The sequence below is a fragment of the Streptomyces sp. NPDC053542 genome, from assembly GCF_044544685.1.
In the GTDB taxonomy this organism is placed as follows: domain Bacteria; phylum Actinomycetota; class Actinomycetes; order Streptomycetales; family Streptomycetaceae; genus Streptomyces.
The window spans coordinates 22,353-40,784 of record NZ_JBITXL010000012.1 but is presented as its reverse complement, the minus strand read 5'-3'; the positions used below and the strand labels follow the sequence as shown (position 1 = coordinate 40,784).

At 71.3% G+C, this 18,432-nt stretch carries 15 protein-coding genes; 7 read left to right on the top strand and 8 right to left on the bottom strand.

Translation table 11 applies throughout. The features are described 5' to 3' along the window. Positions 1-45: 45 nt before the first annotated feature. From ACIGXO_RS29395 to ACIGXO_RS29375, 5 genes are all read left to right on the top strand, one after another. Positions 46-1,380: a DUF2252 domain-containing protein gene (locus ACIGXO_RS29395; protein ID WP_399792804.1), complete on the top strand. Its 1,335-nt coding sequence runs from the start codon at positions 46-48 to the stop codon at positions 1,378-1,380. A gap of 92 nt (positions 1,381-1,472) precedes the next feature. Then, complete coding sequence (locus tag ACIGXO_RS29390) at positions 1,473-2,135, top strand: hypothetical protein (RefSeq protein ID WP_399793291.1); 663 nt, start codon at positions 1,473-1,475, stop codon at positions 2,133-2,135. Between the two features lie 94 nt (positions 2,136-2,229). Then, complete coding sequence (locus ACIGXO_RS29385) at positions 2,230-3,060, top strand: thioredoxin domain-containing protein (protein WP_399792802.1); 831 nt, start codon at positions 2,230-2,232, stop codon at positions 3,058-3,060. Between the two features lie 128 nt (positions 3,061-3,188). Continuing rightward, positions 3,189-4,034: a thioredoxin domain-containing protein gene (locus tag ACIGXO_RS29380; protein ID WP_399792800.1), complete on the top strand. Its 846-nt coding sequence runs from the start codon at positions 3,189-3,191 to the stop codon at positions 4,032-4,034. A gap of 114 nt (positions 4,035-4,148) precedes the next feature. Next, positions 4,149-5,789, top strand: a complete 1,641-nt coding sequence (locus ACIGXO_RS29375; RefSeq protein WP_399792798.1) for an alkaline phosphatase D family protein — start codon at positions 4,149-4,151, stop codon at positions 5,787-5,789. A gap of 54 nt (positions 5,790-5,843) precedes the next feature. Here ACIGXO_RS29375 and ACIGXO_RS29370 read toward each other — a convergent pair whose 3' ends face one another. Continuing rightward, a complete protein-coding gene (locus ACIGXO_RS29370) occupies positions 5,844-6,434 on the bottom strand; it encodes a dienelactone hydrolase family protein (protein WP_399792796.1) in 591 nt (196 codons plus the stop codon). Positions 6,435-6,528: 94 nt separating this feature from the next. Between ACIGXO_RS29370 and ACIGXO_RS29365 the strand changes: the two genes are divergently transcribed. Then, complete coding sequence (locus tag ACIGXO_RS29365; protein WP_399793289.1) at positions 6,529-7,605, top strand: mechanosensitive ion channel family protein; 1,077 nt, start codon at positions 6,529-6,531, stop codon at positions 7,603-7,605. Between the two features lie 33 nt (positions 7,606-7,638). On the opposite strand, the gene ACIGXO_RS29360 is transcribed toward ACIGXO_RS29365, so the two are convergent. The 4 genes from ACIGXO_RS29360 to ACIGXO_RS29345 all read right to left on the bottom strand — a co-directional run bounded on the left by ACIGXO_RS29360 (position 7,639) and on the right by ACIGXO_RS29345 (position 12,178). Next, positions 7,639-9,216: a Na+/H+ antiporter gene (locus ACIGXO_RS29360; RefSeq protein ID WP_399793286.1), complete on the bottom strand. Its 1,578-nt coding sequence runs from the start codon at positions 9,214-9,216 to the stop codon at positions 7,639-7,641. Between the two features lie 157 nt (positions 9,217-9,373). Beyond that, positions 9,374-10,315: an RluA family pseudouridine synthase gene (locus ACIGXO_RS29355; RefSeq protein WP_399792794.1), complete on the bottom strand. Its 942-nt coding sequence runs from the start codon at positions 10,313-10,315 to the stop codon at positions 9,374-9,376. 101 nt (positions 10,316-10,416) lie between these two features. Next, positions 10,417-11,022, bottom strand: coding sequence for a signal peptidase II (gene lspA / locus ACIGXO_RS29350; RefSeq protein WP_399792792.1), 606 nt, complete (start codon positions 11,020-11,022; stop codon positions 10,417-10,419). A gap of 145 nt (positions 11,023-11,167) precedes the next feature. Beyond that, entirely contained in the window at positions 11,168-12,178 is a 1,011-nt protein-coding gene (locus tag ACIGXO_RS29345; protein ID WP_399792790.1) for a TraR/DksA C4-type zinc finger protein, read from the bottom strand. A 631-nt stretch (positions 12,179-12,809) separates the two neighbouring features. Between ACIGXO_RS29345 and ileS the strand changes: the two genes are divergently transcribed. Beyond that, the gene (ileS, locus tag ACIGXO_RS29340; protein WP_399792788.1) at positions 12,810-15,953 is read left to right on the top strand and encodes an isoleucine--tRNA ligase; all 3,144 of its coding nucleotides are present in this window, start codon (positions 12,810-12,812) and stop codon (positions 15,951-15,953) included. Between the two features lie 321 nt (positions 15,954-16,274). Here the strand turns inward: ileS and ACIGXO_RS29335 are convergent, their stop codons facing one another. The 3 genes from ACIGXO_RS29335 to ACIGXO_RS29325 form a co-directional block, all read right to left on the bottom strand. Further along, positions 16,275-17,390, bottom strand: a complete 1,116-nt coding sequence (locus ACIGXO_RS29335) for a DivIVA domain-containing protein (RefSeq protein ID WP_399792786.1) — start codon at positions 17,388-17,390, stop codon at positions 16,275-16,277. A gap of 49 nt (positions 17,391-17,439) precedes the next feature. Continuing rightward, positions 17,440-17,736, bottom strand: a complete 297-nt coding sequence (locus ACIGXO_RS29330; protein ID WP_052865840.1) for a YggT family protein — start codon at positions 17,734-17,736, stop codon at positions 17,440-17,442. A 64-nt stretch (positions 17,737-17,800) separates the two neighbouring features. Continuing rightward, the gene (locus tag ACIGXO_RS29325) at positions 17,801-18,421 is read right to left on the bottom strand and encodes a cell division protein SepF (RefSeq protein ID WP_399792783.1); all 621 of its coding nucleotides are present in this window, start codon (positions 18,419-18,421) and stop codon (positions 17,801-17,803) included. Positions 18,422-18,432 lie beyond the last annotated feature (11 nt).

Below are 18,432 nucleotides of genomic sequence, written 5' to 3'. Positions count from 1 at the left end.
CCGAAATCAGATGGCCCCCGCACGGGCCCCAGGAGGCACCCAGCGATGTCGACCCAGCACGTCCCCGCCACGGACGCCGCAGCCCGTGGCGAGGAGATACTCGCCGTCTTCGACACCGCCTTCGGGGAGCTGCTGGCCGCCGACCCCGCGGCCTTCCGGGTGAAGTTCCGCAAGATGGCCGCCTCCGCCTTCGCCTTCTACCGCGGCACGGCCTGCCTGTTCTACAAGGACCTGGAGGCGGGCAAGGACACCGGCCCGTATCTGGACGAGCGGACCGGCCGGGTGTGGATCCACGGCGATCTGCACGCGGAGAACTTCGGCACGTACATGGACGCCACCGGCCGGCTGATCTTCAACGTCAACGACTTCGACGAGGCGTACGTCGGCCCCTTCACCTGGGACCTCAAGCGCTTCGCCGCCTCCGTGGCGCTGATCGGCTACGCCAAGGCGCTCAGTGACGAGCAGATCACCGACCTGGTGCGCACTTACGCCGCCGCCTACCGGGAGCGCATCCACGCGCTGGCCACGGGGGCCAGGAACGACGACGTCCAGCCCTTCACGCTGGACACGGCGCAGGGCCCGCTGCTGGACGCGCTGCGCGACGCCCGCTCGCGCACCCGCTTCGCGCTGCTGGACTCGATGACGGAGATCCGCGACTTCGAGCGGCGCTTCTCGCCCGGCGGCGGCGCCATCGAGCTGGACGCGGCGACGCGGTACAAGGTCCTCGCGGCGTTCGACGGCTATCTGGAGACGCTGCCGGAGTCCAGCCTGACCCGCCCGGACTCCTACCGCGTCAAGGACGTGGTCGGCCGGCGCGGCATCGGCATCGGCTCGGCGGGCCTGCCCTCGTACAACATCCTTCTGGAGGGCAACAGCGACGCGCTGGAGAACGACGTCGTCATCTACATGAAGCAGGCGCAGACCCCGGCGGTCTCGCGGCACGTCACGGACCCCGAGGTGCGCGGGTACTTCCAGCACGAGGGACACCGCACGGTGATCTCCCAGCGTGCGCTGCAGGCGCATGCCGATCCGTGGCTGGGCTGGACCGAGCTGGACGGCAGCGGCCAGCTGGTCGCCGAGATCTCGCCGTACGCCGTCGACCTGGACTGGTCCGACATCGACGAGATGGAGGAGATCGCGGCCGTGGTGGCCGGGCTGGGCCGGGCGACGGCCGCGATGCACGCGGCGGCCGACGACGAGAGCGGCCACTCCCTCGTGCCGTTCTCCACGGAGCGCGCGATCGACGCGGCCATCGCCGCCGACGAGGAGGGCTTCGCCGAGCTGCTGGTGGACTTCGCGCACGGCTACGGCTCGCGGGCCCGCCGGGACCACCAGATATTCGTCGACCTCTTCCGCAACGGCCGCATCCCGGGGCTGTGATGCACGGGTCCCGGCCCCGGCAGGTGCCGGGCCCCGATTCACAGAAGCCCCTTAAGCGGCACTTATCCCGGCCCATGGCAGACTCGATTTCGATGGACATCTCGGCGGCACACCTGCGGGCACTGCGCGCGGCGCTCTTCACGGCGCTCTGCGTGACGCTGTCCGCTGCCTCCCATGTGCTGCTGTCCCGGATGCCGCTGCCGCTGACCACGGTGGCCGGGCTCGCCGCCGCCGTGTTCGTGCTCGCGTACGCGCTGGCGGGCCGGGAGCGCCGCTTCGGGCCGATCGCGGCCCTGCTCGTGCCGCTGGAGCTGGCCGCCGACACGGTCTTCAACGCCGGCCAGCACGCCTGTTACGGCGCGGCCGGCGGCCCCGTGGCCGGTCCGCTGCGCTCGCTGGGCGTGGACCTGCTGTGCCGCGGCGGCGACGTCGGCACGCCGCTGGCCCCGGCCGCCGGGCACCAGCCGGCCCCCGCCTGCACGTGGCTGCTGCTGCTCGCCGCGCACGTCGCCGTCGGGCTGCTGGCCGCCGCCTGGCTGCGCCGCGGCGAGGCGGCGCTCGCCCAGCTGCTGGGCGCCCTGGCCGTCTTCGCGCTGCGGCCGCTGCTGGTCGCGGTCGCGGTGCTCACCGCGGGCCGCGCCCCGCGCCGCCCGGCCGTGCGCCCCGCACCGGCCACCGGCCCCTCCCGCGGCACTCCCCTGCTCGTCCACTGCGTCGTACGCCGGGGACCGCCGGCCTGCTCCCTCGCGGCCTGATCCGCGAGTCACCGGTCCCCTTCCGTATCCCCGTGCGGGGCGCGGCACGCCGTATCCGGCGCCGCCCGGCACAGACCCATGGAGCGACACGATCATGAGCAACCGCAACAGCCAGGCGAACAAGCAGGCGGCCCGCGAGCGGCTGCGCGCCGAGCGCGAGCGGCAGGCGAAGAAGGACAAGGTCAAGCGGCAACTGACCGTCGGCGGCGCCATCGTCGTCGTCCTGGCCATCGCGGGCGGCATCGGCCTGGCCGTCGCCAACTCCGGCGGCGGCGACGGCAGCCCGGAGGACACCTGGGCCAAGGCCAAGGACGCGAAGCTGGTCAAGCCCGCCAACACCTCCGGCGCCGACGGCACGACCGTCACGATCGGTGAGAAGGACGCCAAGAACACCCTCGCGCTCTACGAGGACCCGCGCTGCCCCGGCTGCGCCAACTTCGAGCAGAACGTCGGCAAGACGGTCGAGAAGGACATCGCGGACGGCAAGTACAACGCCACCTTCCACCTCGGCACCTTCCTGGACGACAACCTCCAGGGCACCGGCTCCAAGAACGCGGTGAGCGCGCTGGGCGCCGCGCTGAACAAGAGCCCCCAGGCGTTCCTGGAGTACAAGTACGCGCTGTACTCGAAGAAGTACCACCCGGAGGAGACCGGCCCGGACAAGTTCGCCGACGACGCGTACCTGATCAAGGTCGCGGACACCGTGCCGGAGCTGAAGGGCGACAAGGCGTTCCAGAAGGCCCTGAAGGACGGCACGTACGACCGCTGGGCGCTGACGATGTCGGACGCGTTCAACAAGGCCAAGGACGTGCGGAGCACGCCGACCCTGAAGCTGAACGGCAAGCTGCTGTCCGCCGACGGGCAGAGCGCTCCGTCCACGGTCGGCGCGTTCAACTCCCTCGTGGACAAGAGCCTCAAGAAGTAACGAACGCAACCGCCGCGGCCGGCGGGCGTGCGGGCGGCAGCCGTCCCGTGCGCCCGCCGGCCGTTGCCGAATCTTGACCCCGCGCCGGCCGGCCACCGTGGCAGACTCCCCGCCATGGAGGGGACCGAATGAGCAACCGCAACAGCCAGGCCGCCAAGTCCGCGGCGCGAGAGCGCATACGTGCCGAACGGGAGCGGGAGAAGAAGCGCGCGCGGCTCCGCCGTCAGCTCGTGGTGGCCGGTGGCGTGCTCGGCGTCCTGGTGATCGCCGGCGGCATCGGCTACGGCGTCATGAAGGCCAACGAGCCCACCGGCTGGGACGCCGCCAAGGAGGCGAAGCTGGTCGAGCCCGCGCACACGCAGGGCAAGAACGGCACCGAGATCCTGATCGGCGACAAGAACGCCAAGGACACCCTGGAGGTGTTCGAAGACGTCCGCTGCCCGGCGTGCGCGGCCTTCGAGCAGTCCACCGGCGAGGTCCTCCAGAAGGACATCGCGGACGGCCGCTACAAGGTCCGCTTCACGATGTACGCGTTCATCGACGACATGGGCGGCGGCGAGGGCTCCAAGAACGCGCTGAGCGCGCTGGGCGCCGCGCTGGACAAGAGCCCCGAGGCGTTCCTCCACTACAAGGAGGCGCTGTACTCGGTGAAGAACCACCCCGAGGAGAGCGTGGACACCTACGCCAAGGACTCGGCGCTGCTGAAGGTCGCCGAGCAGGTGCCCGAGCTCAAGGGCGACGCCAAGTTCCAGCGGGCAGTGAAGGACGGCACGTACGACCGCTGGGCGATGGAGATGGCCGGGCTGTTCGGCCGCAAGGGCGTCAAGGGCACCCCGACCTTCATGCACGGCGACAAGAAGCTGACGATGGCGCCGATCCCGCAGCAGCAGATGACGCAGGCGCAGTACAACAAGCTCGCGCAGGCCAACTTCAAGAAGATGATCGACGCGGAGTTCGGCCCGGCGAAGAAGTGAGGCCGCGGGGCCGCCGGAAGTGACGCGGCGGGGCCGCCGGCCGGGGTACGGGTTCACGGATTCGATGGAATCCGTACCCCCTGAGTCACTTACCAGCCAGTAGGGTGATCGGCCGTGACCGATCATGACCAGATCTCGCGCCGTACCGCCGTCACGGCCGTAGCCACGACCGCCGCCCTGCTGCCCTTCGGCGCCGCCGCCACCGCGCGTGCCGCCGAGCCCGCCGCCGCGGCCCCCTTCCAGCACGGCGTCGCCTCCGGCGACCCGCTGCCCGACGGCGTCCTGCTGTGGACCCGCGTCACCCCCGCCGCCGACGCACTGCCGGGCTCCGGCAAGGGCCCGGCCACCGAGGTGGGCTGGCAGGTGGCCGCCGACAAGGGCTTCGCCAAGGTGGTCGCGCGGGGAACCGCGACCACCTCGGCGGCCACGGACCACACCGTCAAGGCGGACGTACGGGGCCTCGCGCCCGCCACCACCTACTTCTTCCGCTTCACCGCGCTCGGCGTCCACTCCCCCGTGGGCCGCACCCGCACCGCGCCCGCCGCGGGCACCGCCGCCACGAACGTCCGCTTCGGCGTGGTCTCCTGCGCCAACTGGGAGTCCGGCTACTTCTCGCCGTACCGCCATCTCGCGGCCCGCACCGACCTGGACGCGGTGCTGCACCTCGGCGACTACCTCTACGAGTACAAGACGGGCGAGTACCCGGCGCTGAAGTACGTGGTGCGCCCGCACTCCCCCGGCCACGAGCTGCTCACCCTGGCCGATTACCGGATCCGGCACGGCGTCCACAAGACCGACCCCGACGCGCAGGCGATGCACGCCACGCACCCGGTGATCGCGATGTGGGACGACCACGAGTTCGCCGACAACGCCTGGCCGGGCGGCGCGTACAACCACACGCCGGGCGCGGAGGGCGACTGGGCGGCGCGGATGGCCGCGGCGAAGCAGGCGTACTTCGAGTGGATGCCGGTACGCCCGTCCACTGCCGGCACCACCTACCGCCGCCTGCAGTTCGGCACGCTCGCCGATCTGCACCTGCTGGACCTGCGCAGCTTCCGCGACGAGCAGGTGCCGGTGGGCAGCGGGGAGGCGGACGACCCGGGCCGCACGCTCACCGGGCGCGCCCAGCTGGACTGGCTGAAGGCGGGGCTGGAACGCTCGGCGGCGGCCTGGCGGCTGGTCGGCACCTCCGTGATGATCTCGCAGGTGGCCTTCGGGTCCGTGCCCGCGCATCTGCTCGGGCCGCTCGCCGAGGTGCTGGGCATGCCCAAGGAGGGGCTGGCCATCAACACCGACCAGTGGGACGGCTACACCGACGACCGGCGCGAGCTGCTCACGCACCTCAGCGACCGGTCCATCGGCAACACCGTCTTCCTGACCGGCGACATCCACATGGCGTGGGCCAACGACGTACCGCTGAAGGCCGCGACGTACCCCGGGCAGGCCCCGGTGGCCACCGAGTTCGTCGTCACCTCGGTCACCTCCGACAACCTCGACGACACCCTGCACGTCGCCCCGCACACGATGTCGCTGCCCGCCGCCGCGGCGATCCGGGCCGCCAACCGCCATGTGAAGTGGGTGGACATGGACAGCCACGGCTACGGCGTCCTGGACGTCACCGCCGAGCGGACGCAGATGGACTACTTCGCCGTCTCCGACAAGGCCGACCCGGACGCCACGTCGTCGTGGGCACGCTCGTACCGCACGCTCAGCGGCACCCAGCGCGTGGAGCGGGCCGACGGGCCGGTGGTCTGACCGGGCGACCGCGTACGGCCGCCGGGCCCGCGCCCGGCGGCTGCCGGCCGTCCGTCACAGGTCGGCGAGGAAGCCCAGCCCGACCTTCCAGGCGCTCTCGGCGGCCTCCTTGTCGTAGTCGGGCAGCCCGTCGTCGGTGAAGAGGTGCCCGGCCCCGGCGTAGCGGTAGATCTCCACATCGGCGCCGGCCCGCTGCATACGGAGGTACCAGGCGTTCAGCCAGTCGTGCGGCTCGAAGGGGTCGGGGTCGGCGACGTGCAGCTGGACCGGCAGCTCGTCCACCGAGGCGTCGTCGGCGATGTCGGACGTCCCGTGCAGCAGGAGCAGCCCGCGCGCCTTCTCGTCACCCAGCGCCAGATTCTGCGCGACGGAGCCGCCGAAGGACAGGCCCGCGTAGACCAGCCCGCGGTCCGAGTACGGGGCCGCGGCCACCACCGCGCGCCGCAGCAGCTCGTCCTTGCCGATCTCGTCCTTGATCGCGATGCCGTCCTCGATGGTGTCGGCGGTGCGCCCGTCGAACAGGTCGGGAACGATTACTTCATGGCCGGATGCGCGCAGCCGCTCGGCGCCCGCCTGTACAGCCGGCCGCAGCCCGTATACAGAATGGAACAGAATGACGGTTTGAGTCGCCGCAGAGCCGGTCACTGGATTCACTTCCCTGTCGATGGATCGCACTCCTTCCATCGTGCCAGTTACGGTCGACAGGGAGCGGACCCCGACCAGGAGGAATCACGTGTCCATGGAGGACGTACTGCGTCCGCTGATTGTCCTGGGCGGCTCGGTCGCCCTCACGTTCGCCCTGGGCTGGGCGGCCGATCTCGCGATGCGCCGGGCCGACGCCGCGCGCCCGGACACCCCACTGTGGGGGCTGCTGCGGCGCTGCCGGATACCGCTCCAAGTCGTGCTCCTGGCAGCGCTCTTGCGCGGCACGTTCGACCGCACCAAGCTCGCGGTCATCGACGCGCACAGCAGCGCCGTCGGACAGCTGCTCTCCCTCGTCCTGATCGCCGCCACCGCCTGGCTGGCGATCAGGATCTCGGCGGCGATCGTGGAGTCCTCGTACTCGCGGTACGCGGCGGGCGCCCGCGACGCCGCACGGGTCCGCCGGGTCCGTACGCAGGTCACGCTGATCCAGCGGGTGGTCACCGCGATAGTCATCGTCGTCGCCGTCGCCGCGATGCTGCTGACCTTCCCCGCGATGCGCACGGTCGGCACCTCGATGCTGGCCTCGGCCGGTGTGCTGGGCATCGTCGCCGGTGTCGCGGCGCAGTCCACGCTCGGCAACCTCTTCGCGGGCCTGCAGATCGCCTTCGGCGACATGGTGCGGATCGGCGACACGGTCGTGGTGGACGGCGAGTGGGGCACGGTCGAGGAGATCACGCTGACCTATCTGACCGTACGGACCTGGGACGAGCGCCGGATCACCATGCCGGTCTCGTACTTCACCAGCAATCCGTTCGAGAACTGGTCGCGCGGCGGTGCGCAGATGACCGGCACCGTCTTCTTCCAGCTCGACCACAGCGCGCCCATCGAGGAGATGCGCGAGAAGCTGGCGGAGATCCTGAAGAACTCCGACGCCTGGGACGGCCGGGACCAGACCCTGGTGGTCACCGACACCACGCCCACCACGATCGTGGTGCGGGCGCTGGTGACCGCGCGGGACGCGGACGCGATCTGGACGGTGCGCTGCGAGGTGCGCGAGCAGATGATCACGTGGCTGCGGGACGTACATCCGTACGCGCTCCCGCGCATCGCGACGGCACCGGCCCCCGCCCTGGAGCCCGCGCCGGAGCCCCGGCCCTCCCTCGAGAAGTAGCGTTTCAGCTGAGAAGGAGCGTTTCAGCAGGGCTCACGAGGACGTGCTGCGCATGCTCCGTACGTCCAGGTGACGCAGCACCCGGTCGACCACCTCGGGGTCCGAGCCGGGCTCGCTGCGCGCCGCGAGCACCTCGTGGCGCGCGGCCGACAGCAGCTCGGCCTGGATGCGCTGGACCTTCTTCACGCGCGCGATGCGCTTGTCGTAGCCCTCGCGCCGCTCGTCGTCCACGATGTCCGGCGAGATGCGGGCGCCCATCTCGTACGTGCTCCGGGACAGCCGCTCCACGACCTCGTCGGACAGCTCCTCCTCCGCCAGCACCTCCTTCAGCCGCCGCCGGGACGCCTTGACCACCCGGACCGCCAGCTCGCGCTCCAGCGCGTCCTCGGCGTCCGTGTCGGCCCGCACCCCCAGCTTCTTGACCATGAAGGGCAGCGTCAGGCCCTGTACGACGAGGGTGGCCAGCACCACGGAGAAGGCGATGAAGAGGATCTCGTCGCGGGCCGGGAACGCCTTGCCGCCGTCGATCTCGTACGGGATGGCCAGCGCCAGCGCCACCGAGGCCACTCCGCGCATCCCCGACCACCACATCACGATGGTCTCCCGCCAGCTGGATGGGATCTCCTCCGCGATGCGGTGCCGGTGCAGCCGCCGGGCCAGCCAGGCGGCGGGCAGCAGCCACAGCAGCCGGACGCCCACCACGACGGCGACGACGGCGGCGCAGGCACCCAGCAGCTGCTGCCAGTGCCCGGCGGCGGTGCCGAAGATGTTGTGCAGCTCCAGGCCGATCAGGCCGAAGGCGACGCCGGTGACGAGGGTGTCGACGACCTCCCAGAAGGTGTGCCCGGCGAGCCGGCCCATCACGTCGTCCGCGTCGGCGGCGTAGTGCGCGAGGAAGAGCGCGGCGGTCAGCACGCCCAGCACGCCGGAGCCGTGCAGCTCCTCGGAGAGGACGTACGCCACGAAGGGCACCAGCAGCGTCAGGCCGACCTGGAGGGTCGCGTCGTCGACCACGTCCATCAGCTTGTTGGCGAGCCAGCCGAGCACCACGCCGACCACTATCGCCACGACGGCGGAGAGCACCAGCATGCCGACGGCGGCCGGCGCCGAGAAGGTGCCGGAGACCGCGGCGGCCAGCGCCACGTGGTACAGCACGATCGCGGTGACGTCGTTGAACAGGCCCTCGCCCTCCAGGATCGACACCAGCCGGCGGGGCAGCCCGAGCTTGCCGGCGACCGCGGTCGCGGCGACCGGGTCCGGCGGCGCGACCAGCGCGCCCAGGACGACGGCGGCGGCCACCGGCAGGCCGGGGACGACGCTGTGCGCGACGGCGGCGACGGCCGCGGTGGTCGCGAACACCAGCGCCACCGCGAGCAGGAAGATCGGCCTGATGTTGGCGGTGAACTGGCGCCAGGACGTGCGCTGCACCGCCGCGTACAGCAGCGGTGGCAGCAGCAGCGGAAGGATGAACTCCGGCGGCACGTGGACGTTCGGTACGAACGGCAGCAGGGCCAGCACGGCGCCCGCGAGCGTCATCAGCACCGGTGACGGCAGCCCCAGCCGGTCGCCGAGCGGGACCATGAGCACGGCCCCCAGCAGCAGGACGAACATCAGGGCCAGCTGGTCCACGGCAGGCACGCTCCGGAGCTTCGAAATCAGTCGATCACTGATCAAGCCTGCCATGAAGCGCGGGAAACGCCCGTCGGCGCACCCTCCCGAGGGCGGCTGCGGGTCTCAGGCGCTCTCGTGCCCGCACCCGGCCCGGGCCTCAGGCGCTCTCGGCGCGCACCCGGTCCAGGGCGCGCTGCAGGTCCTCCGGGTACTCGCTCTCGAACTCCACCCAGCGGCCGTCCGCCGGGTGCTCGAAGCCGAGGCGCACAGCGTGCAGCCACTGCCGGGAGATGCCGAGGCGCTTGGCGAGCGTGGGGTCGGCGCCGTACGTGAGGTCGCCGACGCAGGGGTGGCGGTGCGCGGACATGTGCACGCGGATCTGGTGCGTGCGGCCGGTCTCCAGCTTGATGTCCAGCAGGCTGGCCGCGCGGAACGCCTCGACGAGGTCGTAGTGCGTGACGGAGGGCTTGCCGTCGGCGGTCACGGCCCACTTGTAGTCATGCTGGGGGTGGCGGCCGATCGGGGCGTCGATCGTGCCGCTGAGCGGGTCGGGGTGGCCCTGGACGAGGGCGTTGTACCGCTTCTCCGGCACGCGCTCCTTGAACTGCCGCTTCAGGGACGTGTACGCGCGCTCGGACTTGGCGACGACCATCAGGCCCGACGTGCCGACGTCCAGGCGGTGCACGACGCCCTGGCGCTCCGCGGCGCCGGAGGTGGAGATGCGGTACCCGGCCGCCGCCAGGCCGCCGATGACGGTCGTGCCGGTCCAGCCGGGGCTGGGGTGCGCGGCGACGCCGACCGGCTTCATGATCACGACGATGTCGTCGTCGTCATGGACGATCTCCATGCCCTCGACGGGCTCGGCGACGATCTCCACGGGCGCCGGGGCCTGCGGCATCTCGACTTCCAGCCAGGCGCCGCCGTGCACCCGCTCGGACTTCATCACCTCGGATCCGTCGACCCGGACCTTTCCGGCGGCGGCCAGCTCGGCCGCCTTCGTACGGGAAAAGCCGAACATGCGGGCCAGCGCGGCGTCGACGCGCTCGCCCTCCAGGCCGTCCGGTACGGGCAGGGTGCGGATCTCGGGAATCGTGCTCACCCCACGAGTATGGCAGTCCCCGCGGACACTTCCGTCGGCCCCGTCCCTGCCTGTGGAAAACCCTCCGTGGGCCCGGGCCGGCCCTTGTGGAAGACCCGGCGTCAGTCCTTGTGGACGGTGCCGTCCGGGTCCAGGCCGCGGAAGGAGAGCAGCACGATCAGGATGCCGCCGCAGACGATCCCGGAGTCGGCGAGGTTGAAGACCGCGAAGTGCGCGGGGGCAATGAAGTCGACCACCGCACCCTGGAAGACGCCGGGCGAGCGGAAGAGCCGGTCGGTCAGGTTGCCGAAGGCGCCGCCGAGCAGCAGGCCGAGCGCGAGGGCCCAGGGCAGGCTGTAGAGCTTGCGGGCGATCCGGAAGATCACCACGATCACCGCGGCGGCGATCAGCGTCAGGAAGATGGTCAGCGCCTCGCCCATGCTGAAGGCGGCACCACGGTTGCGGATCACCTCGAACTGCAGCAGCGTGCCGATCACCTGGACCGGCTCGTGGTGCTCCAGCTTGGCCACCACCAGCAGCTTGCTGCCCAGGTCCAGGAGGTACACGATCAGCGCGACGAGCAGCAGCGCGCCGATCCGCCGCGGCCCGCGCGGCGCGGCGCTCGCGCCCGTCTCCGCCGCGTCGTCCTGCCCGGTCTCCCCGCCGTCCCCGTGCCCGGGCTCCGGTCCGTTGCCCGGCGTACCGGTGATGCGCTCCGCCTCTGCCACGTGTGAGTCCTCAGCCCGTTCCGTGTCCGCGGCCAGGCCCCCGCCTGGCTGAACTTCGAGAGTACGGCACGGGGCCGGGCTGCATGCGGCGTGCCCCATGAGGGGCGCGGGACCGGGGCGGTGCCGCCCCGGTCCCGCCCTCTTCCTAACGCCGCTCGGTCTTCTGCTTGCACTCCACGCAGAGCGTCGCCCGGGGGAACGCCTGCATACGGGCCTTGCCGATCGGCTTCCCGCAGTTCTCGCAGAGCCCGTACGTGCCCGCGTCCAGCCGCTCCAGCGCCCGTTCGGTCTGCAGCAGCATCTCGCGCGCATTCGAGGCCAGCGCCATCTCGTGCTCGCGGGTGATGTTCTTCGAGCCGGTGTCGGCCTCGTCACCCGTGCTGTCGCTGGAGTCCCGCATCAGGCCCGCGATGGCGTCCTCGGAGGACCGGATCTCCTCGCGCAGCCGGTGCTCCTCCTCCCTCAGCATCGAACGGGCCTCGTCCGCCTCGGCCTCCGACCACGGATCCTCGCCCGGCCGTACGGGCAGCTCGGCGGCGGTCGCCGGGCCGGTACGCGCCTTGGGCAGGGCCGTCGCGGCGGCCGTCTGCTCACTGTCGTCCACCGCAGCGGCCGGTGCCCCGCCCGGAGTCTTCTTCGCCACCACCGTCTTGGCTCCCGTCTTCTTAGCGGGCACCGCCTCTTCCGGCGGTGCAGCCTTGCTGGCCGTGCTCGCTCTCTTGGCCGGCGCCTTCCTGGCCGCGGCCTTCTTGCCCGTGGTCTTTCTGGGCGCGCTCTCCTTGGGGGGCGGATTCCCGGTCGCGGTGCTGTCCGTCCCGGTGTCGTCGGCTTCCGCGGGCGGGTGCCCCGTCGCGGCCTCCTGGGCCGCGGCGTCCTCGGGCGCGTCCTCCCCCACCGGCGCGTTCCCGGTCGCCGTCTTCTTCGCCGCGGACTTCTTCGCCGTCTTCTTCCTGGCGGGCTTCTTCGCGGCGGCCTGCCCCGCGCCGCCGGCGTCCCCGAGGGGTGCGCCGCCGGCCCGGGCCGCCTCGTCGGGCCGGCCCGGCACGGGGTCGGGTACCGGGTCCGTCGCCGGGTCCCCGGCCGCGGCTCCGTCCGGCGGCGTGCCCCGTCCGTGCGCCGCCGTGCTGTCGTGCGCGGCGGTCTCTTTCGCCACCATGGCCGCGATCCCTTCACGTATGTGATCTTGCTCGCGAATCGTGACCGGAACGATAAATCGACTCACAGCACGCGGCAACGGGACGCACCGCCCTCCACCGTCCGGTCTCCCCGCACGGGAGCCCGGTCTGCATCCGTTGTGCCCCGCTCCCCGCCCGGTAATCCGGCCGCGATCCGGCAGCCCATCAGGGGCGCGGCGGCTCCTTCGTACGCCTGCCGCATTCCGTCGCGTTGCGTATCGGCATTCGGGTCAAGCTTCCCGCCGCCGGTACTCCGGTCGGCGCAGCACGGAAAAGCGGTCGGCCGTCCCATCCCGCGCCCCGTACACTGGCCCCAGCGAAAGGCGTGGATGGGACGAGTAGCGCCGCACGCAGCCAAGAGCGACCCGGGGACGGTGGGAGCCCGGGGGTGTGCGCGACGTGAAGATCACCCCGGAGCCGCCGGAAGAACGCCCCAGGAGCCCTGGGCGCCAGTAGACCCGGCATCGCGACCCCAATGAGGGGGCCGAGGAGATCGACGCGATCATGTGGTCGCGGCGCCGCTCCCCGGCCAAGGAGGGTGGTACCGCGGGAGCAGCGCTCTCGTCCCTCCGGTCGGAGAACGCAAGCGGTGTCCGCCGGAGGAAGCCCCCGATGAGTCCCACGCCCCAGTACAACCAGGTGCCCGCGCAGGTGGACCTGCCCGCCCTCGAGCACGCCGTGCTCGACTTCTGGCAGGAGCAGAAGGTCTTCGCGCGCACGCTCGAGCAGTCCGAGGGACGCCCGGAGTGGGTGTTCTACGAGGGCCCGCCCACGGCGAACGGCATGCCGGGCGCGCACCACATCGAGGCCCGCGTCTTCAAGGACGTCTTCCCCCGCTTCCGCACGATGCGGGGCTACCACGTCGGCCGCAAGGCCGGCTGGGACTGCCACGGCCTCCCGGTCGAGCTGGCCGTGGAGAAGGAGCTGGGCTTCAACGGCAAGAAGGACATCGAGGCGTACGGCATCGCCGAGTTCAACGCCAAGTGCCGCGAGTCGGTGACCCGGCACACGGACGCCTTCGCCGAGCTCACCACCCGTATGGGCTACTGGACCGACCTCGATGCCCCGTACCGCACGATGGACTCCGACTACATCGAGTCGGTGTGGTGGTCGCTGAAGGAGATCTTCAAGAAGGGCCTGCTGGTCCAGGACCACCGCGTCGCCCCCTGGTGCCCCCGCTGCGGCACGGGCCTCTCGGACCACGAGCTGGCCCAGGGGTACGAGACGGTCGTCGACCCCTCGGTCTACGTCCGCCTGCCGCTGACCTCCGGCCCGCTGGCCGGCGAGGCGGCGCTGCTGATCTGGACGACCACGCCGTGGACGCTGGTCTCCAACACCGCGGTCGCCGCGCACCCGGACGTCACCTACGTCGTCGCCACCGACGGCAACGAGAAGCTGGTCGTCGCCGAGCAGCTGGTCGAGAAGGCGCTGGGCGAGGGCTGGACCACGACGGGCCGGTCCTTCACGGGCCGCGAGATGGAGCGCTGGGCGTACGAGCGCCCGTTCGGCCTGGTCGAGCTCGAAGGCGCCAACTTCGTCGTCAACGCCGAGTACGTCACCACCGAGGACGGCACGGGCCTGGTCCACCAGGCGCCCGCCTTCGGTGAGGACGACCTCAAGACCTGCAAGGGCTACGGCCTGCCGGTCGTGAACCCGGTCCGCCCCGACGGCACCTTCGAGGAGGACCTCGCCCTGGTCGGCGGGCAGTTCTTCAAGAAGGCCGACGAGGCGCTGGTCGCGGACCTGGACGCGCGCGGCCTGCTCTTCCGCCACGTCGCGTACGAGCACAGCTACCCGCACTGCTGGCGCTGCCACACGGCGCTGCTGTACTACGCCCAGCCGTCCTGGTACATCCGCACCACCGCGGTCAAGGACGCGCTGCTCCGCGAGAACGAGCACACCAACTGGTTCCCGGAGTCGGTCAAGCACGGCCGCTTCGGCGACTGGCTGAACAACAACATCGACTGGGCGCTGTCCCGCAACCGCTACTGGGGCACCCCGCTGCCCATCTGGCGCTGCGAGGAGAACCACCTCACCTGCGTCGGCTCGCTCACCGAGCTGTCGGAGCTGACGGGCACCGACCAGACCGGGCTGGACCCGCACCGCCCGTACATCGACGACATCACCTTCACCTGCTCCCACGAGGGGTGCTCGGCGGAGGCCGTGCGCGTCCCCGAGGTCATCGACGCCTGGTACGACTCGGGTTCGATGCCGTTCGCGCAGTGGGGCTACCCGCACCGCAACAAGGACCTCTTCGAGAAGCGGTATCCGGCGCAGTTCATCTCCGAGGCCATCGACCAGACGCGTGGGTGGTTCTACACGCTGATGGCCGTCGGCACGCTCGTCTTCGACAAGTCGTCGTACGAGAACGTCGTCTGCCTGGGCCACATCCTCGCCGAGGACGGCCGGAAGATGTCCAAGCACCTGGGCAACACCCTCGAGCCGATCCCGCTGATGGACCGGCACGGCGCGGACGCGGTGCGGTGGTTCATGGCGGCCGGCGGCTCCCCGTGGGCGGCGCGCCGCGTCGGTCACGGCACGATCCAGGAGGTCGTCCGCAAGACGCTCCTGACGTACTGGAACACCGTCGCCTTCCAGGCGCTGTACGCGCGGACCGCCGGCTGGGCGCCGAGCGCGGCCGACCCGGCGCCGGCCGACCGCCCGGTGCTGGACCGCTGGCTGCTCAGCGAGCTGAACGCGCTGGTCGAGGAGGTCACCACGGCGCTGGAGTCCTACGACACCCAGCGCGCGGGCAAGGCGCTCTCCGCCTTCGTCGACGACCTCTCGAACTGGTACGTGCGCCGCTCGCGCCGCCGCTTCTGGCAGGGCGACGCGGCCGCGCTGCGCACCCTCCACGAGGTCATCGAGACGGTGACCCGCCTGATGGCGCCGCTCACCCCGTTCATCACCGAGCGGGTCTGGCAGGACCTGGTCGTCCCGGTCACCCCGGACGCGCCGGACTCCGTCCACCTGTCCACCTGGCCGGAGGCGGACACCTCGGCGATCGACCCGACGCTCTCCACGCAGATGGTCCTGGTCCGCCGGCTGGTCGAGCTGGGCCGCGCCACGCGTGCCGAGTCCGGCGTGAAGACCCGCCAGCCGCTGTCCCGCGCGCTGGTCGCCGCGGCCGGCTTCGAGACGCTCGGTGACGAGCTGCGCACCCAGATCACCGAAGAGCTGAACGTCAGTTCCCTGGCCTCGCTCTCCGAGGTCGGCGGTTCCCTGGTGGACACCACCGCCAAGGCGAACTTCCGTGCACTGGGCAAGCGCTTCGGCAAGGGCGTCCAGGCCGTCGCCAAGGCCATCGCCAACGCCGACGCCGCGGCCCTCTCGCTCGCCCTGCGTGAGGGCACGGCCACCGTCGAGGTCGACGGCGAGACGGTCTCCCTGGCCCCCGACGAGGTGATCATCACCGAGACGCCGCGCGAGGGCTGGTCGGTGGCCTCCGACTCGGGCGCGACCGTGGCGCTGGACCTGGAGATCACCCCGGAGCTGCGCCGCGCGGGCCTCGCCCGCGACGCCATCCGCCTCATCCAGGAGGCCCGCAAGAACAGCGGCCTGGACGTCGCGGACCGGATCGCGCTGCGCTGGGAGTCCTCCGACGAGGAGGTCCGCACGGCCCTGGCCGACCACGCGGCCCTGATCTCCGACGAGGTCCTGGCGACGGACTTCGCCGCCGGCGACGCGGACGAGGCATACGGCGACCCCTTCACGGACGAGGCCCTGTCCCTCACCTTCCGCCTGCGCAAGGCGTAACCGTACGGGCCGACCCGGCCCCTACGAACGACAGGCCGAGGCCCCCGGTACGAGTGAGTCCGTACCGGGGGCCTCGGCATGCGCCCCGTAAGGGGCGCGGGGAACTGCGCGAGCAACCACAACGGCGCGGCAGCCCGCCGACCACCTGCCGCCTACGGCGAAAATCGGCCCGCCGAAGGCGATCATCGGCCCACGCCGAAGGCGAAAAGGGCCGGGCCCCCGGGGAAAAGATCCCCAGGGGCCCGGCCCTGATTGCCGACTTATTGCCCGCCACGCCGGAGCGCAACCCACGCGTGGGTCGACCACCCGGCGCGTCAGCGCCTAGTTGTCGTCCTCGTCGATGAGGAAGCCACGCATCGGCGACGGAGCCTGCTGCATCTGCTGCTGGCCCTGCGGCCGGACCGGAGCCATCGGCTGGGTCATGGCCGGCGACATCTGCTGCTGGCTGCCGTACGACGGGCCGCTGCTGCCGTTCGAGCCGCCGTGGCCGCCCATGGACTGGTTGCCGCCCATGGTGTGGCTGGAGCCGCCGCCCATGGAGCCGGCACCGGCCGACGCCATCGACGGGGACGCCGGCAGCGAGGCCGCAGCCGGGGTCCGCGGCGGGGCGAGCGACTCGTCGGAGGAGTTCTCCAGCTGGCGCAGCTGGCTCTCCAGGTACGACTTCAGTCGCGTGCGGTACTCGCGCTCGAAGCCGCGCAGGTCCTCGACCTTGCGCTCCAGCGTGGCGCGGGCGGACTCCAGGGAGCCCATCGCGACGCGGTGCTTCTCCTGCGCGTCCCGCTCCAGCGCGTCGGCCTTGGCGCGGGCGTCCCGCTCCAGGCCCTCGGCGCGGCTGCGGGCCTCGCCGACGATCTTGTTGGCCTCGGAGCGGGCCTCCGCGATCGCCTGGTCGGCGGTCTGCTGCGCCAGCGACAGCACGCGCGCGGCGCTGTCACCGCCCGGGCCGCCCTGGCCGCCCGGCTGCGGCAGCTGCGGGCCGCCGCCCTGCGGACCGCCCATCGGGCCGCCCATGGGACCGCCGGGGCCCATCTGGCCGCCGTGCGGGCCCTGCGGACCGGGACCGTGGCCACCGGGACCTGCGGGCAGCTGCGGTGCACCGCCGGGCAGCTGGGGCGGGCCACCCATCCCCTGCTGCTGGCCGGGCGGGACCGGCTGCGGACCGGATATGGCGGCGGGCACGGGGGCACCGGGCCGCTGCTGCTGCGGTCCGTCCTGCTCCTGCTGCTTGCGCATGCCCTGCTGCTGCTGGCTCTGGGCGGCAGCACGGGTGGCCGCGGCCAGCTTGGCGCGCAGGTCCTCGTTCTCCCGGAGCAGGCGGGTCAGTTCGGCTTCGACCTCATCGAGGAAGGCATCGACCTCGTCCTCGTCATAGCCTTCTCGGAGGCGGACGGTCGTGAACTGCTTGTTCCGCACGTCCTCGGGGGTCAACGGCATCTCTTCTTCACCTCAACGTAGTCGTCGGCAATCGGCAAGACCGTATCGTTCACAACTTGCTCACGACGTTGCTCACGACGGTGATCAGGATGTAGACGATGATCATCAGTACGAAGAAGGACAGGTCGAGCGCCACGCCCCCGAGACGCAGCGGCGGTATGACACGCCGCAGAAGCTTGAGTGGCGGATCAGTCACAGTGTAAGTGGCCTCCAGTACGACCACCATCGCCTTGCCGGGTTGCCATGAACGGGCGAACTGGAAGACGTAGTCCATCACCAGCCGGAAGATCAACACAATGAGGAAGCAGTACAGCGCGATATAGATCACCTGCAGTGCGATGCCCATCTCGCGCTTCCCTCTCCCCTTGCCTGTGCCGGCCCTACGGCCTCGGTGTGCCCGGTGTTGCGTCTCAGCTCTGGTTGAAGAACCCGCCCTCTGCGATACGGGCCTTGTCCTCCGCCGTGACATCGACGTTAGCAGGAGACAGCAGGAACACCTTCTGTGTCACTCGCTCGATACTCCCGTGCAAACCGAACACCAACCCGGCCGCAAAGTCGACAAGTCGCTTCGCGTCCGTGTCGTCCATCTCCGTCAGATTCATGATCACCGGAGTGCCCTCACGGAAGTGTTCCCCGATAGTACGGGCTTCGTTGTAGGTCCGGGGGTGCAGTGTGGTGATGCGGTACGGCTCCCGCTCGGACACAACCTTGGGCATGATCACCGGTGCGTTCTTCTCCAGATTCGGACGTTCGGGTGTGATGGACGCCACGGGGGCGATTCGGGCGGGTCGTCCGCTTTCCGTACCCACTGGCGGAGACTCGCGCTGCGCCGGCGGCGAGACGACTCGTGCCGGTTCGTCCCGTTCGGGGCGTGCTTCGGTGGGCGGCTGGTGCTGCTGCCGCCTCTCCGGCTCGGGCTCCGGGTCGAGTTCGGGCTCGAAGTCGTCGTCGGGGTCGAAGCCCCGGCCGTCGTACCCATCGTCCTCCACGAGGCCGAGGTAGACCGCCATCTTGCGCATCGCGCCGGCCATTCTCTGCGTCC